The 16,478-nt window shown below is 48.6% G+C and carries 20 protein-coding genes and 1 other annotated feature; of the genes, 10 read left to right on the top strand and 10 right to left on the bottom strand.

All coding sequences use genetic code 11. From position 1 onward, the window contains the following. Position 1: 1 nt before the first annotated feature. The gene (locus EGV91_RS10420; protein WP_135503461.1) at positions 2–1,213 is read right to left on the bottom strand and encodes a DUF3238 domain-containing protein; all 1,212 of its coding nucleotides are present in this window, start codon (positions 1,211–1,213) and stop codon (positions 2–4) included. Positions 1,214–1,393: 180 nt separating this feature from the next. Here EGV91_RS10420 and EGV91_RS10415 point away from each other — a divergent pair, with 180 nt between their 5' ends. Continuing rightward, positions 1,394–2,248 (top strand): STAS domain-containing protein, encoded by an 855-nt coding sequence (locus EGV91_RS10415; RefSeq protein WP_135503459.1) that lies wholly within the window; start codon positions 1,394–1,396, stop codon positions 2,246–2,248. Positions 2,249–2,283: 35 nt separating this feature from the next. On the opposite strand, the gene EGV91_RS10410 is transcribed toward EGV91_RS10415, so the two are convergent. Then, on the bottom strand, positions 2,284–2,784 hold the full coding sequence (locus tag EGV91_RS10410) for a metallophosphoesterase family protein (protein WP_135503457.1): 501 nt from the start codon (positions 2,782–2,784) through the stop codon (positions 2,284–2,286). Positions 2,785–2,915: 131 nt separating this feature from the next. Here EGV91_RS10410 and EGV91_RS10405 point away from each other — a divergent pair, with 131 nt between their 5' ends. Next, a complete protein-coding gene (locus EGV91_RS10405) occupies positions 2,916–3,446 on the top strand; it encodes a dihydrofolate reductase family protein (protein WP_135503455.1) in 531 nt (176 codons plus the stop codon). Positions 3,447–3,887: 441 nt separating this feature from the next. On the opposite strand, the gene EGV91_RS10400 is transcribed toward EGV91_RS10405, so the two are convergent. After that, entirely contained in the window at positions 3,888–4,259 is a 372-nt protein-coding gene (locus tag EGV91_RS10400; protein WP_135503453.1) for a PaaI family thioesterase, read from the bottom strand. A gap of 270 nt (positions 4,260–4,529) precedes the next feature. Between EGV91_RS10400 and EGV91_RS10395 the strand changes: the two genes are divergently transcribed. From EGV91_RS10395 to EGV91_RS10385, 3 genes are all read left to right on the top strand, one after another. After that, on the top strand, positions 4,530–5,153 hold the full coding sequence (locus EGV91_RS10395) for a cell wall hydrolase (RefSeq protein ID WP_135503451.1): 624 nt from the start codon (positions 4,530–4,532) through the stop codon (positions 5,151–5,153). 172 nt (positions 5,154–5,325) lie between these two features. Then, the gene (locus EGV91_RS10390; RefSeq protein WP_135503449.1) at positions 5,326–5,673 is read left to right on the top strand and encodes an ASCH domain-containing protein; all 348 of its coding nucleotides are present in this window, start codon (positions 5,326–5,328) and stop codon (positions 5,671–5,673) included. Positions 5,674–5,678: 5 nt separating this feature from the next. Further along, on the top strand, positions 5,679–6,110 hold the full coding sequence (locus tag EGV91_RS10385) for a hypothetical protein (protein ID WP_175580298.1): 432 nt from the start codon (positions 5,679–5,681) through the stop codon (positions 6,108–6,110). Positions 6,111–6,181: 71 nt separating this feature from the next. Here the strand turns inward: EGV91_RS10385 and EGV91_RS10380 are convergent, their stop codons facing one another. From EGV91_RS10380 to EGV91_RS10370, 3 genes are read right to left on the bottom strand one after another with little or no spacing between them, the layout of a single operon-like run. After that, a complete protein-coding gene (locus tag EGV91_RS10380; protein WP_135503445.1) occupies positions 6,182–6,991 on the bottom strand; it encodes a carbohydrate ABC transporter permease in 810 nt (269 codons plus the stop codon). 18 nt (positions 6,992–7,009) lie between these two features. After that, a complete protein-coding gene (locus tag EGV91_RS10375) occupies positions 7,010–7,885 on the bottom strand; it encodes a carbohydrate ABC transporter permease (RefSeq protein WP_135503443.1) in 876 nt (291 codons plus the stop codon). A gap of 21 nt (positions 7,886–7,906) precedes the next feature. Next, on the bottom strand, positions 7,907–9,154 hold the full coding sequence (locus EGV91_RS10370; RefSeq protein WP_135503441.1) for an ABC transporter substrate-binding protein: 1,248 nt from the start codon (positions 9,152–9,154) through the stop codon (positions 7,907–7,909). 209 nt (positions 9,155–9,363) lie between these two features. Continuing rightward, positions 9,364–9,575 (top strand) — a binding site (T-box leader). A gap of 73 nt (positions 9,576–9,648) precedes the next feature. On the opposite strand from EGV91_RS10370, the gene trpE reads away from it, so the two are divergent. Then, positions 9,649–10,989 (top strand): anthranilate synthase component I, encoded by a 1,341-nt coding sequence (trpE, locus tag EGV91_RS10365; protein WP_135503439.1) that lies wholly within the window; start codon positions 9,649–9,651, stop codon positions 10,987–10,989. Then, positions 10,986–11,576, top strand: a complete 591-nt coding sequence (locus EGV91_RS10360) for an anthranilate synthase component II (RefSeq protein WP_135503437.1) — start codon at positions 10,986–10,988, stop codon at positions 11,574–11,576. Before trpE ends, EGV91_RS10360 begins: the two co-directional genes overlap by 4 nt. Positions 11,577–11,621: 45 nt before the next feature. Here EGV91_RS10360 and EGV91_RS10355 read toward each other — a convergent pair whose 3' ends face one another. Further along, a complete protein-coding gene (locus tag EGV91_RS10355; RefSeq protein ID WP_135503435.1) occupies positions 11,622–12,476 on the bottom strand; it encodes a dimethylarginine dimethylaminohydrolase family protein in 855 nt (284 codons plus the stop codon). Between the two features lie 121 nt (positions 12,477–12,597). Between EGV91_RS10355 and EGV91_RS10350 the strand changes: the two genes are divergently transcribed. Then, on the top strand, positions 12,598–13,020 hold the full coding sequence (locus EGV91_RS10350) for a GNAT family N-acetyltransferase (RefSeq protein WP_135503433.1): 423 nt from the start codon (positions 12,598–12,600) through the stop codon (positions 13,018–13,020). A 64-nt stretch (positions 13,021–13,084) separates the two neighbouring features. Here the strand turns inward: EGV91_RS10350 and EGV91_RS10345 are convergent, their stop codons facing one another. Together EGV91_RS10345 and EGV91_RS10340 are read right to left on the bottom strand one after the other, a co-directional pair. After that, positions 13,085–13,471, bottom strand: a complete 387-nt coding sequence (locus EGV91_RS10345) for a nucleotide excision repair endonuclease (RefSeq protein WP_241666170.1) — start codon at positions 13,469–13,471, stop codon at positions 13,085–13,087. An 87-nt stretch (positions 13,472–13,558) separates the two neighbouring features. Then, a complete protein-coding gene (locus EGV91_RS10340; protein ID WP_135503429.1) occupies positions 13,559–14,206 on the bottom strand; it encodes an SDR family oxidoreductase in 648 nt (215 codons plus the stop codon). A 170-nt stretch (positions 14,207–14,376) separates the two neighbouring features. On the opposite strand from EGV91_RS10340, the gene EGV91_RS10335 reads away from it, so the two are divergent. After that, positions 14,377–14,655: a DUF6509 family protein gene (locus tag EGV91_RS10335; protein WP_135503427.1), complete on the top strand. Its 279-nt coding sequence runs from the start codon at positions 14,377–14,379 to the stop codon at positions 14,653–14,655. A gap of 48 nt (positions 14,656–14,703) precedes the next feature. Here EGV91_RS10335 and EGV91_RS10330 read toward each other — a convergent pair whose 3' ends face one another. After that, positions 14,704–15,432: a SurA N-terminal domain-containing protein gene (locus tag EGV91_RS10330; RefSeq protein WP_135503425.1), complete on the bottom strand. Its 729-nt coding sequence runs from the start codon at positions 15,430–15,432 to the stop codon at positions 14,704–14,706. 147 nt (positions 15,433–15,579) lie between these two features. Here EGV91_RS10330 and EGV91_RS10325 point away from each other — a divergent pair, with 147 nt between their 5' ends. Further along, positions 15,580–16,464, top strand: a complete 885-nt coding sequence (locus EGV91_RS10325) for a DMT family transporter (protein ID WP_135503423.1) — start codon at positions 15,580–15,582, stop codon at positions 16,462–16,464. Positions 16,465–16,478: the final 14 nt, after the last annotated feature.

Here is a 16,478-nt window from a genome sequence, read left to right as displayed (position 1 = left end):
TTCAATGAAAATTCAATATGCGCCAATACTGGCTGGCAATAGTGTCGGACATCCATGCAAGGCCTTTGCTTTCCGCCTGATGAATTTCCTTCCAGTTGCTATCGCCGCTATTGCGCAGATAAACTTCGTGGTTCGGCGCCTGATCGTGCATCCCGGCAATGTCGTAATGGCCATCGCGGTAAAACCTTGCCGCAACGTCATAGTCAATATTGGGGGATGGAGTCAGCGGGTTGCCGACACTATGGTGCAATTGCAATGTGACGTTGCGTTCGTCTTCTTCCACTGTCTCCAAATAGACATCCTCAGCAGAAGCCACATCTGCTTTCCGGAATTTCTTGCGCCAATCATAGGCGATGCTGATGCCGACATCTTTCGTGAATTTGAGCGCAACGTCGCTTTCTTTCAAGTCGATGTTGAAATTCACTTGCGTCCGGTAATGGGAAGAGTCGGCATCAAATCCCCGATCGTCGCCTGAAAAATAGCGGTTGAATGACAGGAGGTTGGGGTTTAGCAAATAATCATCTGGCAAAAAGGTGCTATAGCGGAAATCCCATTTCAGGTTCTGGTCTTCCACATCGGTTGTCGGTGAACCTGATAAGAGATAGTCGGCAGAAGTTAACTCAAAGGTTATTCCGAACTTTTCCATAGCTGCTTCCTCTTGCGAAGACTTAATATTGAGCAAGCCGAAAACGCGGGCAGCCAGCGATTTTTCGCCGCTGAATGTGGATTCCGATTTTTCAAGAGGGCGTTTGGCGTTTACTTGATACGTGTGCCCAATGTCTTTCGAAGCACTGTAATCGGAGAATTGGCTTTTTTCGACAGTGCCAATCAATTCCCCATCCCGATAAATTTCGAATTCCTGAAGCCCTTCGATAGCGCTCCAGGCCAATGAAATTTTTGCTTTGGAAACAATGGCGGTAACTGCGGCCCGCTCGAGGAGGTTGTTGCAGTCCTCAGAGCGATTTTCGGTAGAAGTCCGCATTTTAATCCGTTCTTTGGCGGTTCCAGCAGCATCGAGCCGTTCGATTGTGTATGTGTAAAGTTCCCCCGGCTCCAAGCCGGTGTCCTGAAAAGAATTTCCCGTGCCCGTGTAGATGGTTTCGGCATCTCTTTTCACTTTGCATGTGTCGCCGGTATGGGTCCATTTAAACTCGATGATTGTATCTGTCTGGTGCAGCAAGTCGATTTCCAAGCTATCTTCTTTCGCATTCATTCGCTTCAGCTCCTTTAAAAGGGTATGTTAGGCTATACCCGCTTGTGGAAACTCCTGAACCTTTTCTTTGGCCGCCTGAAGCATCCTGCATCAATTTGCAAATCCCAGAAACAAATAGTATGTTTAAAAAAGAATCTAAAACGGTATATGCATGCCGGCCTCATGAAGGAGGAAGAAAAAATGTCTTTGAAAGATATGAGAAAGCTGAGGAGCTTCCAAAATTTTGACGAGGCTGCTGAACACATCTTGCATATGCTCAGCAAGCAGATGAACATCAATACCTTATTCATTGCGAAAAACGACGGCGTTACCAATAAAATCATCAAGGCGGTCAACACCAGGGAAGAATTGGTGCAAGAAGGAAGCTCTACGCCTTTTGAACAGACTTTTTGCAGTCTGAGTGTCAATTATGGCGATGAGCCATTGAAGATTGGCGATATCTCGAAAAGCGAAGTTGCTGGAAAGCTCAAGATCGCCTCGCAATTCAATAACGGTTCTTTCATGGGGATTCCGGTTTATTATGAAAATGGCGACATCTATGGCACGATTTGCGGATTAGATAACCAGCCCTTCGACTTTACAGAAGAACATCAACAATCTTTTGAAATGATGTCAGCACTTTTGACGTATGTATTGGAGCTCGAAAAAGCAAATGAACAAATCCAGTCGCTTTCTTCTCCGCTTGTGCCTGTGGCGAAAGGCGTTTCCATCCTGCCAATAATCGGCCATATCACGCCACGGCGTGCGCAGGCGATCATTGAGGATGTGCTGGAGAAATGCGGCGCAGAAATGGATTATTTGATCATCGATGTTTCTGGCGTCACACAACTCAATTCGGAAGTGGGCAAGTATTTACTGATGCTTGTCAGTGCGTTGAAAATCATTGGCGTCGCTCCGGTTATTACGGGCATCCAGCCATTTATGGCGTTAAAAGTGCCACATTTTGCTGCAGCTTTAAAAGGGGAAATGATTGAAGCGAACCTCGAAATGGCTTTAAGCAAACTCGGTTTTGTGCTGAAAAGAGAAAGCAAATAAGAAAAGTGGATTGGGCGAAGCCCAGTCCACTTTTCTTATTGCTCTTTATCAAAAAATACATGGCGAAGCTGCCAGGAGTCGCCGATTTCCAGCAGGCCGAACGAGTATTGGGGCTGGTGCCGCTTATCCGTAGGGGAACCAGGATTGAAAAGCGTCACGCCGCCTGCATCGCGCATAACTGGGATATGGGAATGGCCGAAGACGATGATGTCGACATTGTCGTCAGCAAATGCCTCAAACGCCCGCTGTTCCGTCGTATTGCGGATGCCGTCGCCGTGGATGACACCGATTTTTAAACCATCAATCTCGAAAATCTTCTTCTTGCCGAAGCGGTCAAGGATGTCCCAGGGGTCAACGTTGCCCGTGACGCCGTCTGTGTTGGCATAAGCCGACAATTCATGAAAAACATCCATCGTCTGCCAATCGCCGGCATGAATGATGAAATCCGCTGTTTCACATTCAGCGACCAGTGCCTGCGGCAGCTTTTTGGCACGGACGGGAATGTGCGTATCCGATAAAATGACAATCTTTTTCATGTGAGAGCCTCCTCCGAGTGGATTTCTTACACTTTACCAAAAGACCAGGGTGGAAGCCATTGATTATAAAAAGGGAAAGCGTCAAAATAGAAGCAAGCGATTGAGATTGAAAAAAATAAGGAGGCAACGGGATGACAAGCAAACGGAAAGTCAGCTGTTACATTGCGGCAAGCCTGGACGGTTATATTGCGACAAAAAGTGATTCGCTGGACTGGCTGTTCAAAGTGGAAATGGATGGGGACGCTGGGTATGGAGAGTATATGGAAACAATCGATACTGTTGTTATGGGGCGCCGTACGTATGAGTGGGTGATGGAGCATGAGAACGGAAACTATCCATACACCGATAAAAAATCATATGTATTTTCCAAATCGGCTCCTGATTCTGATGAGCATGCCACTTTTACCGATGAAGCGATTCCAGCCTTTGTGGAGCGTCTTCGGAAAGAACCTGGAAAAGGCATCTGGGTCATTGGCGGAAGCCAATTGCTGCACGCTTTTCTGAAAGAGCGGCTCATCGATGAACTGATCATCTCGTATGCCCCAGTGCTGATCGGCGACGGCATTCCGCTGTTCCGGCCGATGGACATGGAGACGGAGTTCACGTTGTTGAGCGCCAAACAAATCGGCCAGTTCGCCCAACTGCACCTTGTCAGGAAATGATGCATGATTTTCAGACTGTCGAGAAACTTAGATAGTTGTTTTGCATTTCGCTTCAGGCGGACGCTTTCCGCGGGCCTGGCTTCAGCCTCCTCGTCGCTAGCGCTCCTGTGGGGTCTTCAGCTCAGGCTTTGCCCGCTGGAGTCGCCGCCTTCCGCTTCATTCAAAGATATTTCTTAATAACGAATTATTTCTTTTACTGAAGCACATGAAAGATACACTTTCTGCATTTTCTTTCGTGTTATTCAGATATGGAGCAAAACAGCGGAGACGCCTGCGGGAAAGCGAGACAGCCGAGACCCCGCAAGGAGTGAAGCGACTGAGGAGGCTTGGCGCTCGCCCGCGGCAAGCGTAGCTGTTTTTCGGAATATCGGTTCCATCAGAAAAAGGATTTACCTTTCTCAATAAGCTGAAAATCCGAAAGCATCGTGCTTTCGGATTTTTTTAATGATTGAACAAAATCGCTTTCGCTTTGGCAATCACTTGATCGTGCTCGTCGTGGATGATGCAGTCCGCGTGGGTGAGATTCGCGCCTTCTTTTACGGCAAATGCACGTGCAATCAGCGTCGTGGATTTCGATTTCTTTAAAAACGTTACATTCACATCGACGGCAGCGACTTTCGGACGGCCGTGTTCATCGGGCGAAATAGCGTTGCGGAGCGCGGCGTCGGCGAGCGTAGAAATAATGCCGCCGCGTATGAATCCGGAACTGGCAGTAAAAATCGGCTTTATGGGCAACGTCACTTTAACGCTCGTGTCGGTGATCCGTTCGTATCTCACTTCAAGAAATTCATCAAAAGGCTGTGAAATGAACATGGCATTACCTCCTTGGAACATTTGTGTGTCATAAGGTATTCGCTTTAAAGCAAAGCGATTCCTTTTTAATAAAGCTGGACTTAAGGCTTTTCTCATATAAATATTGCGAAAATGGTAGAAAATTGTCCCTCAACAAGAAATCATACGACTTTAGAACGTTCCATATGTTTGAAATCAAGTAGGTCTGTCGGGTTTCTTCCTTTACTGTCAATCTTTATACTGAATGGAAGGGATTGTCTAACTATTCCCTAAATGGAAGGGAGAGAAAACATGAAGATCTTCAAGAAGCTTGTATTTGGACTATTGACCGTATTCTTTTTAAGTTTTTCTCAAACAGAAGCAGAAGCACATGCACCGGATTTGCATACGGGAGTGAGCGGCAAGGAAGTATCTGCCTTGCAAAGCCAGCTCAAGAAACTTGGGTATTTCAATACGAATCCGACCGGGTACTACGGTTCTATTACTAAAGACGCGGTTATTCGTTTTCAACGTGATTTTGGCGTTCCGGCAACCGGCTTTACCGGTCCGATGACACGCAGTGAGTTGAAAGAAGTGGAAATGTTGGCGCGTACAGTCTACGGGGAAGCACGTGGGGAAAGCTATAACGGCCAAGTGGCTGTGGCAGCTGTTATTTTGAACCGGGTGTCTTCAAGCAAGTTCCCGAACTCTACATACAATGTCATTTTTCAGCGCAACGCGTTTACGGCAGTAAGCGATGGTCAATACCGGATGAACCCGAACTCAACGGCTTATAAAGCGGCGCGGGCTGCGATGTTGGGATCCGATCCGTCTGGCGGCGCGACATATTATTACAATCCTGCGGGTGTTACAGATTCGTGGATTTATTCACGTCCGACCATCAAAAGAATTGGCAAGCATATTTTTGCCTATTAAAAAAAGTGAAAGGGCTGGAAGTTCCAGCTGGCAAGCTGCCGGGGAAACCGGCGGCTTTTTTATTGCTTTTGCATTTTGCAGTTTGAAATATGGGATGTTTTGTGTGGTAATGACTGTTGCTGGGCTAGAACGTATATAATGAAAACAGAACGAATGGAAGGTGGATTAAAAGATGTCTGATCATACAAAAGGCGGGTTGCCGCCAAAAACCTGCAGCATTGAACGCTTGGTAACAAATGAAAAAGATGTGCAAAAAGTGCTGGCGGGCTCCAAAACAGCTACGCGGCGCAATGGCCGCTACGCCGATATCGGAGAAGTGATGGTGCTCAAAGGGCGCGAATTCACCGTGGAACGGGTTTATGCGGAAACGCTGGGCGATTTGAACGAGGAGAAAGCGCGCCAGGAAGGTTTTGATAGCGTTGAAGATTACAAGCAATCGATTTTGAAATTTCATCCGGGGATGCCATGGCTTCCTGAAATGGGCGTATGGGTCCATGAATTTAGAGAGCTGCAGAAATAGATAATATGTATACCGTAGTTTTATATCTCCACATATTCAGTGCGATTTTGTCGATTGGCCCGTTCTTTGTGCTGCTTCCGCTGGTGAAGCGGATGGACGGCGCGGAAGAGCTTGTCCTAAGCTCGCAGATTGCTACTTTCAGATCAGCTGTCCGCCTCGTCAAACATGCCGGGCATGTGCTGGTGGCTACCGGCGCCTTGCTCATCTGGCAAAGCAGTTGGGCATGGACAGATTCCTGGATTGCTTTGACGCTCGCTGTGATGGCCGGTTCCATTTTCTTTCTGGCACGGGCATTTAAACCGGTGCTGCGGAAATTCGAGGAGCCAGGCGCTGACCGCGGGGTATTGCTGCGCGAGTTGAACCGCTCCATTTGGCTTTACGTTCTTTTGCTGGGATTGATGCTGTGGCTGATGGTGGCGAAACCTGCTTTCTGGTAAGAAGCGAAAAAAAAGACAATGCCTGGTGCGAATTTGCACCAGGCATTGTCTTTTTCTATTCTCATCTTGGATTAGCCTTTTACTGCTCCAGCTGTCATGCCGGCAACGAAGAAACGCTGCAGGAAGACGTAGGCGATGACCATCGGTGCAGAGGCGATGATGACGCCGGTGAACAGCATCGGGTAGTTTGTCGAATACTGGCCTTGGAACTCAAGCAATGCAAGAGGCAAGGTTTTATACGCATTGTCCGTAATGAACAGCAAGGGATACAACAGGTCGTTCCAATGCATCACGAACAGGAAGATGGCTGTGGCTGACAAAGACGGCAGCGATAGCGGAATGGCGACTTTCGCGAACATCTGCCAATTGCCGGCGCCGTCGATGGTGGCAGCTTCAAATAATTCCTTCGGCAAAGTTTTCATGAAGCCGGTGAGGATGAATACCGCTATCGGCAGCGTGGATGAGATGTTGACTAAAATCAACCCCACCAGGCTGTTCGTCAATCCGAAATCGAGCATCAGTGAATACAGCGGCACCATGATGACTTGCGCAGGCACCATCATGCCCAGCGTGAACAAGACGAATAAGGCGTTGCCGATCCAGCTATTGAGCCGGGTGATGCCATAAGCGATCATCGAAGCGAAAAGCAAGGTCAGCGTGACAGAGAAAAGTGTCACAATCGTGCTGTTCAGGAAATAGCCTGCCATCGTCTGTTCTTGGAAAATCGCAATGTAATTATCAAACTTGATGCCGCCTTCAGGAAAGGCGAGCGGGTTGGCGAATGTTTCCTGAAGTGTTTTGACTGACGTCAGCATTACGACCAACAACGGTATCAAAATTAACAAAGCATAGACAATGAGGGAAAACCTTCGGAAAAGCACACTGTTTTCCTCCTTTCATTAATAAGAGACCCGATCCGATCGCAATGCTTTGAATTGCAGAAACGTGATAAAGGCGATGATGATCATGAAAATAACGGAAATGGCGCTGGCGTAGCCAAATTGATAGCCTTCAAATGCAACGCTGTAGATATAAGTCGCGATAATTTCCGTCGAATAATTCGGTCCGCCGCCGGTCATCGCAAACACCAAGTCAAACGCTTTGAATGATTGGATGGTCGTATAGGCAACGACGATGGTTGCGGAAGGCGCCAGCAGCGGCCAAGTGACTTTGCGGAACGTCTGCCATTTGCTGGCTCCCTCGATTTTTGCCACTTCATACATTTCCTGTGGGATTGCCTGCAAGCCGGCAACGAAAATGATCAGCATCTGGCCCGCGTGGAACCAGACCTGTGTAATTGCCAGCGAGTAGATGGCGATATTGGCATTCCCGAGCCAGTTTTGCGCCAGAAAATCGAGGCCGATCACCGACAGGCCACGGTTTAGGATTCCAAGGGAAGGGTCGTAGATGAACGCCCAGATGAATGCCACGGACACCGATGACAAGATCGTCGGGAAAAAATACAACGCCCGCAGGAAAATGGTGGTCTTTGTATTTTTCAACATGATTAAGGCGAACGCCAATGCAACGAGTGTCTGGAAAATAACGACGACAAACATGAATTTCAAGTTATTGCCGATGGTTTTCCGGAAAATCGAATCCGCTGTGAACGCGCGCTGATAATTGTCGATGCCGACAAACTGGAAGGCATCGCTGAAGCCGTCCCAATTGGTGAAAGAATAGAATAACGCGCTGACCGTCGGATACAGGAAAAAGACGCTGTATAAGAGGAGGCCAGGCAAGAAAAATAGATAGATGGATTTAGGTGTTCTCATAATCTCATTCCCTGTTTTCGTCTACGATTTTTGGGCAGCTTCGGCTGCAGCTGCAGGTTCTTCTCCGCCCAGGACATTTTCAATCGAGCTGAGTACAGCTGCTTCGATTTGCGCGTTGGTGATCAAAAAGCGCGGCTGGAATCGTGTTTTCTTTTCGTCGATCCAATAAGCGGTATTTTTCAAAGCTTCTGATTCGTACGTGACGTCAGTAACCGTCAAATGCTGGCCAGTTTCGTTTGCGTATTTAGAGGCAATCTCAGGCTGGCTCAGGAACTCGATGAATTTCTTCGCTTGTTCTTTTTTCTCAGACTTGCTGTTGACTGCAAGCATGAAAGTCGCAGTGTTGATGCCTTCGTAGACCATTTCGCTTTCTTCTACTGTAATAGGCGCTAGCAAATCCAATTGCAAGTCAGGGTTCAGTTTTAAGAGGGAAGCCATATGGTAAGAGCCGGTCGCAATCATGGCAGCTTCTTCATTGGCTACCATCGACATGGCAGCATCCGCGTTGGTGCCTAAGGCATTTTCCTGGATATAGCCTTTGTCAGCCAATAATTTGAAGTCTTCCAGCGTTTTGACCCACCATTCATTGGTCAGTGACTCTTCGCCGCTTTGCAATTTGGCGAAAATCTCTTCATCAGGGGCATTGTTCATCATCATGCTGTTCATGAACTGGTTCGGACCGATGTCCGCACCGGGGAAAGCAATCGGCGTGATGCCGTTTTCAAGCAAGGTATCAGCCATCTCCTGGAACTCAGTCCAGCTTTTCGGAGCTTCCAAGCCGAGCTCATCGAACATGCCTTTGTTATAGACCGGCATATTGAAAACGAGCTGGTAAGGGACCGCGTATTGCTTGCCGTCTTTTTGTCCGACTGAAATAAGGTTTTCGTCAAAGTTAGCAATGAACTCTTCGCCGCTTAAATCTTCAAACAGGCCGGCGCTTTGAATCGATTCGAACTGGGCTCCAGGGAATGATGTGAAGACATCTCCTGTGGCGCCGTCCGCCAGCATCCGCTGGGCAGTGCCTTGGTATTGATCGGATGGATAAATGTTCATTTCCACCGTGATATCCGGATTAGCGCTTTCAAATTCAGTAATGATTTCATCAAGGACCGCTTTATCTTCGCCGCGCCAATGAATAAAGCTGATTTTCGTCTTATCGCCAGAGTCTCCGCCGCTTTCGGCCCCATCCCCGCCGCTTTCTCCGGCACATCCGGATAGGATCAGCAGTAAAGTTAAAAATGCGGTTGCTAAAAACCAATGTTTTTTCATCTTCTTGTTGCCCCCTCATTTAGTTAATGGACTCGCTTATTATTAGATTACCTTAAAACGGCTTGCAGAAACAGAATTATCATATTATTTTGCTTTCAGTTGACAAAAGCGGCTGGATTTCATAAGATGAGGTCAACCTTTTTGTACGGATTAAGGCAGAAGGTGCCGGAAGCGGCATCGCCGGAGTACAGCTGAGTTGAGCATAGTTGAGTAAATCGCCGAATAAGAAGAGTAGCATGTGAAAGCCTCTCAAAGAGAGCCAGTGTCAGGTGGAAACTGGCGGGGCGCGCATGTGAATGGACTTATGAGTGGCCCCTTGAAGTTGGAGTAGGGAGGCCCGTTTCCCCCGCGTTACTGGGGGCAGAGGAAAAGCTGGTTCAGCTTTGACATGAGGTGGCACCGCGGTTAATCCGCCCTCAGAAGGGATATCCCTTGCTGAGGGCTTTTTTGTTTTAGCCGCGAAGAAGATTGACAAGCAGAGGAGATGAGCAGAGATGAAAATGAAAAAGATCGAAGGAGATTCATTGACGCCGATTGCGGTGTTCAACCGTTTAGAAGGGCCGCGCAAATGCCTGCTGGAAAGTTCGCTGAAAACAACGGCTACAGGCCGATATTCATTTATTGGGGCAAACCCTTCCAAAGCTTATATTGGGGAAGGGGAGACATTGAGGGAAGTAGATTTCAGGTCTGGCAAGGAAACCTTGCACGCCGGGAAGCCGCTGGAACTGTTGAAAAGCCTGATGCCGGTGCGGGAAGCCGCTGTCGAGGGGCTGCCGTTTACGGGAGGCGCGCTCGGCTATATCGGCTACGACGCAATCGGCGTCTACGAACCGGTCGAGGCGGCTGTCGAGAATAGCTTGCAGATGCCCGATATCCATCTCCAGCTTTATGAAACGATCATCGTTTTCGACCATGTAAAGCATGATGCCACGATCATTTCATTTGAAGGTAAAGTCGAAGAGATTGAAGCGCAGCTGCGCGAGCCGGAAACGGAAGAAGCGGAAATGCATCAGCCGCCGTTGGCTTTCAGTTCGAAAATTAGTGCCGAAGCATTTCGTAAGCAGGTAGAGCAGGCGAAGATGCATATCCGCAAAGGGGATATCTTTCAAGTGGTGCTGTCGCAGCGCTTGTCTGCGGCGTATGCGGGAAATGCCTTCCAGCTATACCGCAAGCTGCGCAAGCAGAACCCGTCTCCTTACCAATTCTTTATTGATTTCGACGGCTATGCAGTCGTCGGTGCCTCGCCGGAAAGCTTGCTGACGGTCCGAGGCGGCCATATGATTACGAACCCGATTGCAGGGACGCGCAAACGCGGCCGTACGGAAGTGGAAGACGCAGCGCTTGCTGACGAGCTGGCCAATGACGAAAAAGAGCAGGCAGAGCACCGGATGCTTGTCGACCTCAGCCGCAATGATGTGGGCAAAGTGGCGGCAGTCGGCTCGGTGAAGATTCCGAAATACATGGCAATTGAGCGATATCAGCACGTCATGCACCTTGTTTCAGAAGTCACCGGGGAGCTGAACAACGCAATGCATCCGCTTGATGCACTCGTCTCCTGCCTGCCTGCGGGCACGGTATCGGGAGCTCCGAAAGTCCGGGCGATGCAATTGATCCAGCAATTTGAAAAGGAACGCAGAGGCGTTTACGGCGGAGCGGTCGGCTACATCGGCTTCAACGGAAATTTGGATGTCGCGCTCGCAATCCGCACATTCGTCGTCAAGGATGAAAACGTCCATGTCCAGGCGGGCGCCGGCATTGTCCATGATTCCGATCCGCAATCGGAATACGAAGAAACGCTTCATAAAGCGCGATCCTTGACGGAGGTGTTCGGATGATTCTGTTGATCGATCATTTTGACTCATTTACCTATAACATTTACCAGGCGGTCGCTGAAGCGGGCCAAGCGGTCGAGGTTATACGCTACGGCGTGCTCAGCACCGAAGAAATCATCGCCAAACAACCGGACGCGATTATCTTGTCACCTGGGCCGGGACACCCGGACGCACTGCCGGAATCGATCCAGCTTATCCGGGAAGCCTATAAATCGATTCCGATTCTCGGAGTATGCCTGGGGCATCAGCTGATCGGAGCCGCTTTTGGCGGGGAAGTCGCTGAGGCTCCAGCAATCAGGCACGGAAAAGTGTCCGACATTGAACATAACGGAAGAGGCCTCTTCAGCGGTCTTCCGGAGCCTCTCCCTGTGATGCGCTATCATTCGCTGGCTTTGCAGGCAGAGACAGTGCCGGACTGCCTCGAGGTCCAAGCAGCCGCGCTTGATGATGGCTGTATCATGGCCATCAAGCATAGGAGCCATCCGGTTTACGGATTTCAATTTCATCCGGAGTCAATCGGCACACCAGCTGGTGCAGACTTAGTAAAAGCGTTTTTGGCAAAGATTGCAGAAAAAACCGCTATCCAATAAAACAAAAAGGCGATCCGGGAATTTTCTTCCCGGATCACCTTTTATTTATTTTCGGATGACAGGCATGGTACAGCAGCGAAACGCACCGCCAGATTTGATGATTTCGGAAAAATCATTTTCGATAACGTGGAAGCCGTGCTGCCGCAATTGGGCGTTTACTTCGCGGTTCTGCGGCTGGCTGAAAACACGCCGGCTGCCAATCGACAAAACATTCGTGCCAAGCGCAAATTGTTCTTCGCGGTTGACAGGGATCAAGGTGTATCGTTCGGCAAGCATGGAAACGGTCTCGCTGCTCAGCGCTTCCGGAAAAATCAACGCCTCAGTCGGCGACAAGATATTGAAGACACAATCCAAATGCAAATAACGTTCGTCGAAATGGACAGGAATGACTTGGAACGAAGGAAGCTTTTGTTCAAGCTCCTGAATCGTCTTTTCTGACGTGCGGCTGCTGATGCCGACAAAAATCGTATCTTGGTCGATGAGAACATCGCCGCCTTCTACCCGGTGGCTGCCGAGAGATTGGAAACGGATCTGGCGCTTGGCCAGCCATTTCTGCAATTCTTCTTCTTCGCCTTGGCGGATAGACGCGGCCATGTCGCCGATGAACACAGTATCTTCTATCGTAAACCCGATGTCGCGTGTGAAAACTTGTTCGGGAAAATGGTCGGAAGGCTCGAGCATCACAGTTTCCACTCCATTTTTCTGCAGCGCCGCAACAAACTGGCGGTGCTGGAGCATCGCTGTTGCGACATCTATGTTCTCCTGCTGGTAGCGCTTTTGAACATCGTTGATGATTTCCTTGATTTCCATGTATTTAGGCGGGCAAAGCAGCACGAGGCGCAGCGGATCATATTCGCTTCTGCACCAGGCAGAAGGGGTTTCTTTTGCATGAGATGACATAACGGGTTCCTCCCAAAAAGCTCTTTGATAAGTTACCATTCCCTAATGAAATAAAGCTTAAAACATTAATCAGCGATATAATGGAAGGGAATCTATAAACGGCTTTCAGGGGGAATTGAAAATGGAAATCATCCAGTCGAATGGGCAAGAGGAACGGGACTTTATCCGCTCGAAAGTAATTGAGCATAATATGCAGAAGCTGGGCGAAAATGCGCGTGCACTTGGCGGGCCAATCGGGTTTGTTGTCCGCGGAAGCGGGGGTGAGATCCTGGGAGGCGTCACGGGGACGGCGTATTGGGGCCATATGCACATCGATTTCTTGTGGGTGGACCCGCAATGCCGCGGCCAGCGGATTGCCGAACAATTGATGCGGGCAATCGAGCAATATTCCCGTGAGCGCCAGTACCGGCTATTGGTAGTCGATACGTTCAGTTTTCAGGCGCCTGAATTCTATATAAAACAAGGATTCCGGGAGTTCGGTGTGCTGCATGACCATCCGGAAGGGCACAGCCAGCATTATTTCGAGAAGCGGCTGGCGGACTGAAAAAGGTTTGGCCTATAAAAAAAACAAACCCCAGCATCAAATCGATGCTGGGGTTTGAAACAGGCTATTGTTCTTGATAAAACACTTTATCAACGTTGTATTTCGCTTTTTGCGTGTTGATCAAATATGTTTCGTAGATGTCGCGCTCCATTGGGTCTTCAACGATGGATACCGTGATGCGGTAAACTTCATCGCGATGGTTTTTCAATGGTGACACGCTGTCTTCAAAATGCTTTTTAACACGTTGGCGAAGTTTGCGGGCTTTGCCGACAAACAATAAATCGCCGCTGTGGTTAAAGAACTGGATGATGCCGCCTTTGTCGCGCGGAATCTCATGCAGGTCGATAAACCCGTAAAGCGGTTTGACGACAGCCTCGTCGCCGATGATTTCCTGTTTGCGTTGTGTGATTGTCACATCCGCTTTTGGTGGTTGAATATTAATCATATTTATCACGTCCTCTATTATCGTAATGCCTATAATACCACAAAAAGGCGCAGAAATCCATTGGCTGTTTTCTGCGCCTGTGCCGGCTGATGTTTAGAGGGAATCGAGTTCTGCGCCAGCTTCGTTGCTGCCTTGGAGCACTTCAAATGTTTTGCGGTAGGTGTTTGGGCGATCCAGTACTTCCACAAGGATGTGCGCGACGTCGGCACGCGGAATCGAGCGATCGCCGATTGACGTGAATCCGTCAGCGGACACTTCAATGTGCGCTGTTTTATTTTCATCGGATAACGCGCCTGGGCGGACGATCGTGTAATCCAGGCTGGTTGCCTGAAGAAGGTCGTCTGCGGTGCGTTTAGCCACCAGATAGGGCTTCATTTCCTCGCCGCCTGAATCCGGATCTGCCGAACCCATTGAGCCGAGCTGAACAAAGCGCTTCACGCCTTTATCTTCTGCGTATTTTGCTGCTTTGGCAGCGCCCCATAAATCGATTGTGAGGGTTTTATCCGCACCTGTCGAAGGGCCGGACCCTGCTGCAAAAATGACTGCGTCCGCGTTGTCGAATGCCGAGCTGAAATCTTTTTCCAGGTCGCCGATGACTACATCCGCAGCTCCCAGTTCTTTAAGATGCGCAGCTTGCTCTTCTTTTCGGACAAGCGCAATGGCGTCATGCGAAGAATCAGATAATTCTTTTACAATGTGGCGGCCTACTTGGCCATTTGCTCCAATTACCAATACTTTCATGTTTATTTCCACTCCTTCTGTAAACTATGTCTTTTATGAGTATTCCCTTGAGAACTTAAGGTAAACGGACATTTTGTGAGGGAATGGTGAAAAGCGGCATCCCGTTTTTTCGGCTTATGCTATCCAAAAAACTGCAGACAGGCTAAAATAAGGAAATGGAGGTGTTTAGAATGGAATTTTCAAATTTTAGTTTTCATGCAATACAAGATCCGACCGGCATTATGGTGGGAAACCGGTATGAATTTTTGGTAGATGTTGAAGTGGATGAAGACGACGAACTGTATACGGCTGGCGGCCTTGAGCTGCGTGTAATCTTAGCGGTTGACGACAATGGCGCGCGTATTGCACATTATAATTTTGTGGATAAACTTTCCAAAGAAATTTTGGAATTCGCTCTTGAAGAAGACGAAGAGCAAGAAGTTCTTGCGTTCTGCCAAGAAAAACTATAAAAACACAATGAAAAGCCCCCCGGCCAATTTGGCCGGGGGGCTTGATCATTAGATTTTCACATCAATTTTTGCATCTTTTTTCAATTCATCAATGCGTTTAGCAACAGCTTCCTGAGATTTTTCCTGTTCAAGCGACTGGCGAATCATTGGCTCCATTTCTTCGAAAGGCGGAGCTTCCTGTTCTGATGTCGATTTGAATTGGTCGTAGGCCGCTTTCAATTCCTCATCCGTGATTTCTTCAGTTTTCAATTCTTCGGCAACATATGCTTCATACGTAATCTGTTCGCTGAGCTGTTGTTCGATATCTTCCATCGAATAGCCGCTTTCTTTAAGTGCCTCATTCATGGCGTCTTCGCTTTCAAATTGTCCCTTAAGCTCTTCAAGGCGTTCTTTGACTACGGCATCATCTGCTTTATGCCCTTTATCTGCAGCATCCTGCAAAATCAGTTTATTGCCGACAATGACATCGATGGCTTGATCTTTCACCATTTTGGCATTTTCTTCTTCTTTCACGTCAGTGCCTTGCGTCGCCATTGAAGTTTCTAGCTGGCGCGCCACGCTATTATAGACATTGCCCAACACTTCTTCGTCGTTGACCACAACCACAACATCTTCTTCTGCTGGCAGGTCAAGCTTTGTCTCTTCTCCCGCAGCTGCCTGCTCTTCTGATGCTTTTGCTGTATCTTCTTTCGGTGCAGCTTCTTCATTATCTGAACATGCGCCAAGCACGGCTGCTAGCAGCAGGGGCGCAAATACGAATTTCATTTTCTTGATCATATAGGAAAAACTCCTCTTCACTTTGTCTCGTTACAGTTAACCATATTTCACAGCAGGTTACAAATAGTTCGGCATTGCCGCCAAGAGGGACGGCACATTCTGTATAATGGAAACAGCGTTAGAAATCAGTTGATTGGAGATAGTGAAGTGAGCAGATATTTCAACCGCGCCACCTTTTTATTGGTTTTTCTGGTGCTCATTTGGGGTGTCAGCTGGTCGATCTACAAAATGGCGCTCGACTACACCCCACCGATTTTATTTGCTGGAGCACGCTCGTTTTTAGGCGGACTGCTTTTGGCTATTGTCTTGCTGCCTGCATGGAAACGCATTAAGTGGCGGGAAAATTGGCCGGCCTATTGCATTTCCGCTTTGTTCAATGCGGTGCTCTTCTACGGATTGCAAACCGCAGGGCTGGAATACTTGCCGGGAGGACTGTTTTCGGTCGTGGTCTACTGCCAGCCAGTCCTGATCGGTATTTTTGCTTGGCTCTGGCTGGGGGAAAACATGACCATCTTGAAATTTTCTGGACTTCTGGTCGGCTTTTTCGGCATATTGGCAATTAGCGCGGACAGCTTAACTGGCGCTATATCAATGATCGGCATCATCATGGCGCTGGCGGCGGCGCTCAGTTGGGCGCTCGGCGTCATCTATGTGAAAAAGGTGGGCACACGGGTTGATTCGATGTGGATGGTGTCCATGCAATTTCTGATTGGCGGTGCAGTGCTGCTCGCTATAGGAAGCTTTTTTGAGGATGGTTCGGAAATCATGTGGAACCTGCCTTATTTCATCGGCCTCGGGTTCGGTGCGACATTGGGTGTGCCGATTGCCTTTGTCATCTATTTTCACTTGATGAATAATGGAGAGGCCAGCAAGGTGGCGGCCTTCACATTTTTGGTGCCGCTTATTGCCGTCCTGGCTGGTGCTGTATTTATGGATGAAGAAGTTACCAATACACTCGCAGTGGGGCTATGTTTAATCATTCTCAGCATCTACTTAGTCAATAAGCGCCCTCGCAGGCAAGTGCTGCCGTAGCTTCTTGAATGGCA

Source organism: Planococcus koreensis (genome assembly GCF_004761975.1).
GTDB lineage: Bacteria > Bacillota > Bacilli > Bacillales_A > Planococcaceae > Planococcus > Planococcus koreensis.
Note: the sequence above shows the minus strand (reverse complement) of the source record. Positions and strands in the feature narration are given on the sequence as shown.

What these genes read in the sequence shown, in the direction of transcription:
- EGV91_RS10420 (WP_135503461.1), bottom strand. Translation starts at nt 1,213, where the DNA reads ATGAATGCGAAAGAAGATAGCTTGGAAATCGACTTGCTGCACCAGACA.
- EGV91_RS10415 (WP_135503459.1), top strand. Translation starts at nt 1,394, where the DNA reads ATGTCTTTGAAAGATATGAGAAAGCTGAGGAGCTTCCAAAATTTTGAC.
- EGV91_RS10410 (WP_135503457.1), bottom strand. Translation starts at nt 2,784, where the DNA reads ATGAAAAAGATTGTCATTTTATCGGATACGCACATTCCCGTCCGTGCC.
- EGV91_RS10405 (WP_135503455.1), top strand. Translation starts at nt 2,916, where the DNA reads ATGACAAGCAAACGGAAAGTCAGCTGTTACATTGCGGCAAGCCTGGAC.
- EGV91_RS10400 (WP_135503453.1), bottom strand. Translation starts at nt 4,259, where the DNA reads ATGTTCATTTCACAGCCTTTTGATGAATTTCTTGAAGTGAGATACGAA.
- EGV91_RS10395 (WP_135503451.1), top strand. Translation starts at nt 4,530, where the DNA reads ATGAAGATCTTCAAGAAGCTTGTATTTGGACTATTGACCGTATTCTTT.
- EGV91_RS10390 (WP_135503449.1), top strand. Translation starts at nt 5,326, where the DNA reads ATGTCTGATCATACAAAAGGCGGGTTGCCGCCAAAAACCTGCAGCATT.
- EGV91_RS10385 (WP_175580298.1), top strand. Translation starts at nt 5,679, where the DNA reads ATGTATACCGTAGTTTTATATCTCCACATATTCAGTGCGATTTTGTCG.
- EGV91_RS10375 (WP_135503443.1), bottom strand. Translation starts at nt 7,885, where the DNA reads ATGAGAACACCTAAATCCATCTATCTATTTTTCTTGCCTGGCCTCCTC.
- EGV91_RS10370 (WP_135503441.1), bottom strand. Translation starts at nt 9,154, where the DNA reads ATGAAAAAACATTGGTTTTTAGCAACCGCATTTTTAACTTTACTGCTG.
- trpE (WP_135503439.1), top strand. Translation starts at nt 9,649, where the DNA reads ATGAAAATGAAAAAGATCGAAGGAGATTCATTGACGCCGATTGCGGTG.
- EGV91_RS10360 (WP_135503437.1), top strand. Translation starts at nt 10,986, where the DNA reads ATGATTCTGTTGATCGATCATTTTGACTCATTTACCTATAACATTTAC.
- EGV91_RS10355 (WP_135503435.1), bottom strand. Translation starts at nt 12,476, where the DNA reads ATGTCATCTCATGCAAAAGAAACCCCTTCTGCCTGGTGCAGAAGCGAA.
- EGV91_RS10350 (WP_135503433.1), top strand. Translation starts at nt 12,598, where the DNA reads ATGGAAATCATCCAGTCGAATGGGCAAGAGGAACGGGACTTTATCCGC.
- EGV91_RS10340 (WP_135503429.1), bottom strand. Translation starts at nt 14,206, where the DNA reads ATGAAAGTATTGGTAATTGGAGCAAATGGCCAAGTAGGCCGCCACATT.
- EGV91_RS10335 (WP_135503427.1), top strand. Translation starts at nt 14,377, where the DNA reads ATGGAATTTTCAAATTTTAGTTTTCATGCAATACAAGATCCGACCGGC.
- EGV91_RS10330 (WP_135503425.1), bottom strand. Translation starts at nt 15,432, where the DNA reads ATGATCAAGAAAATGAAATTCGTATTTGCGCCCCTGCTGCTAGCAGCC.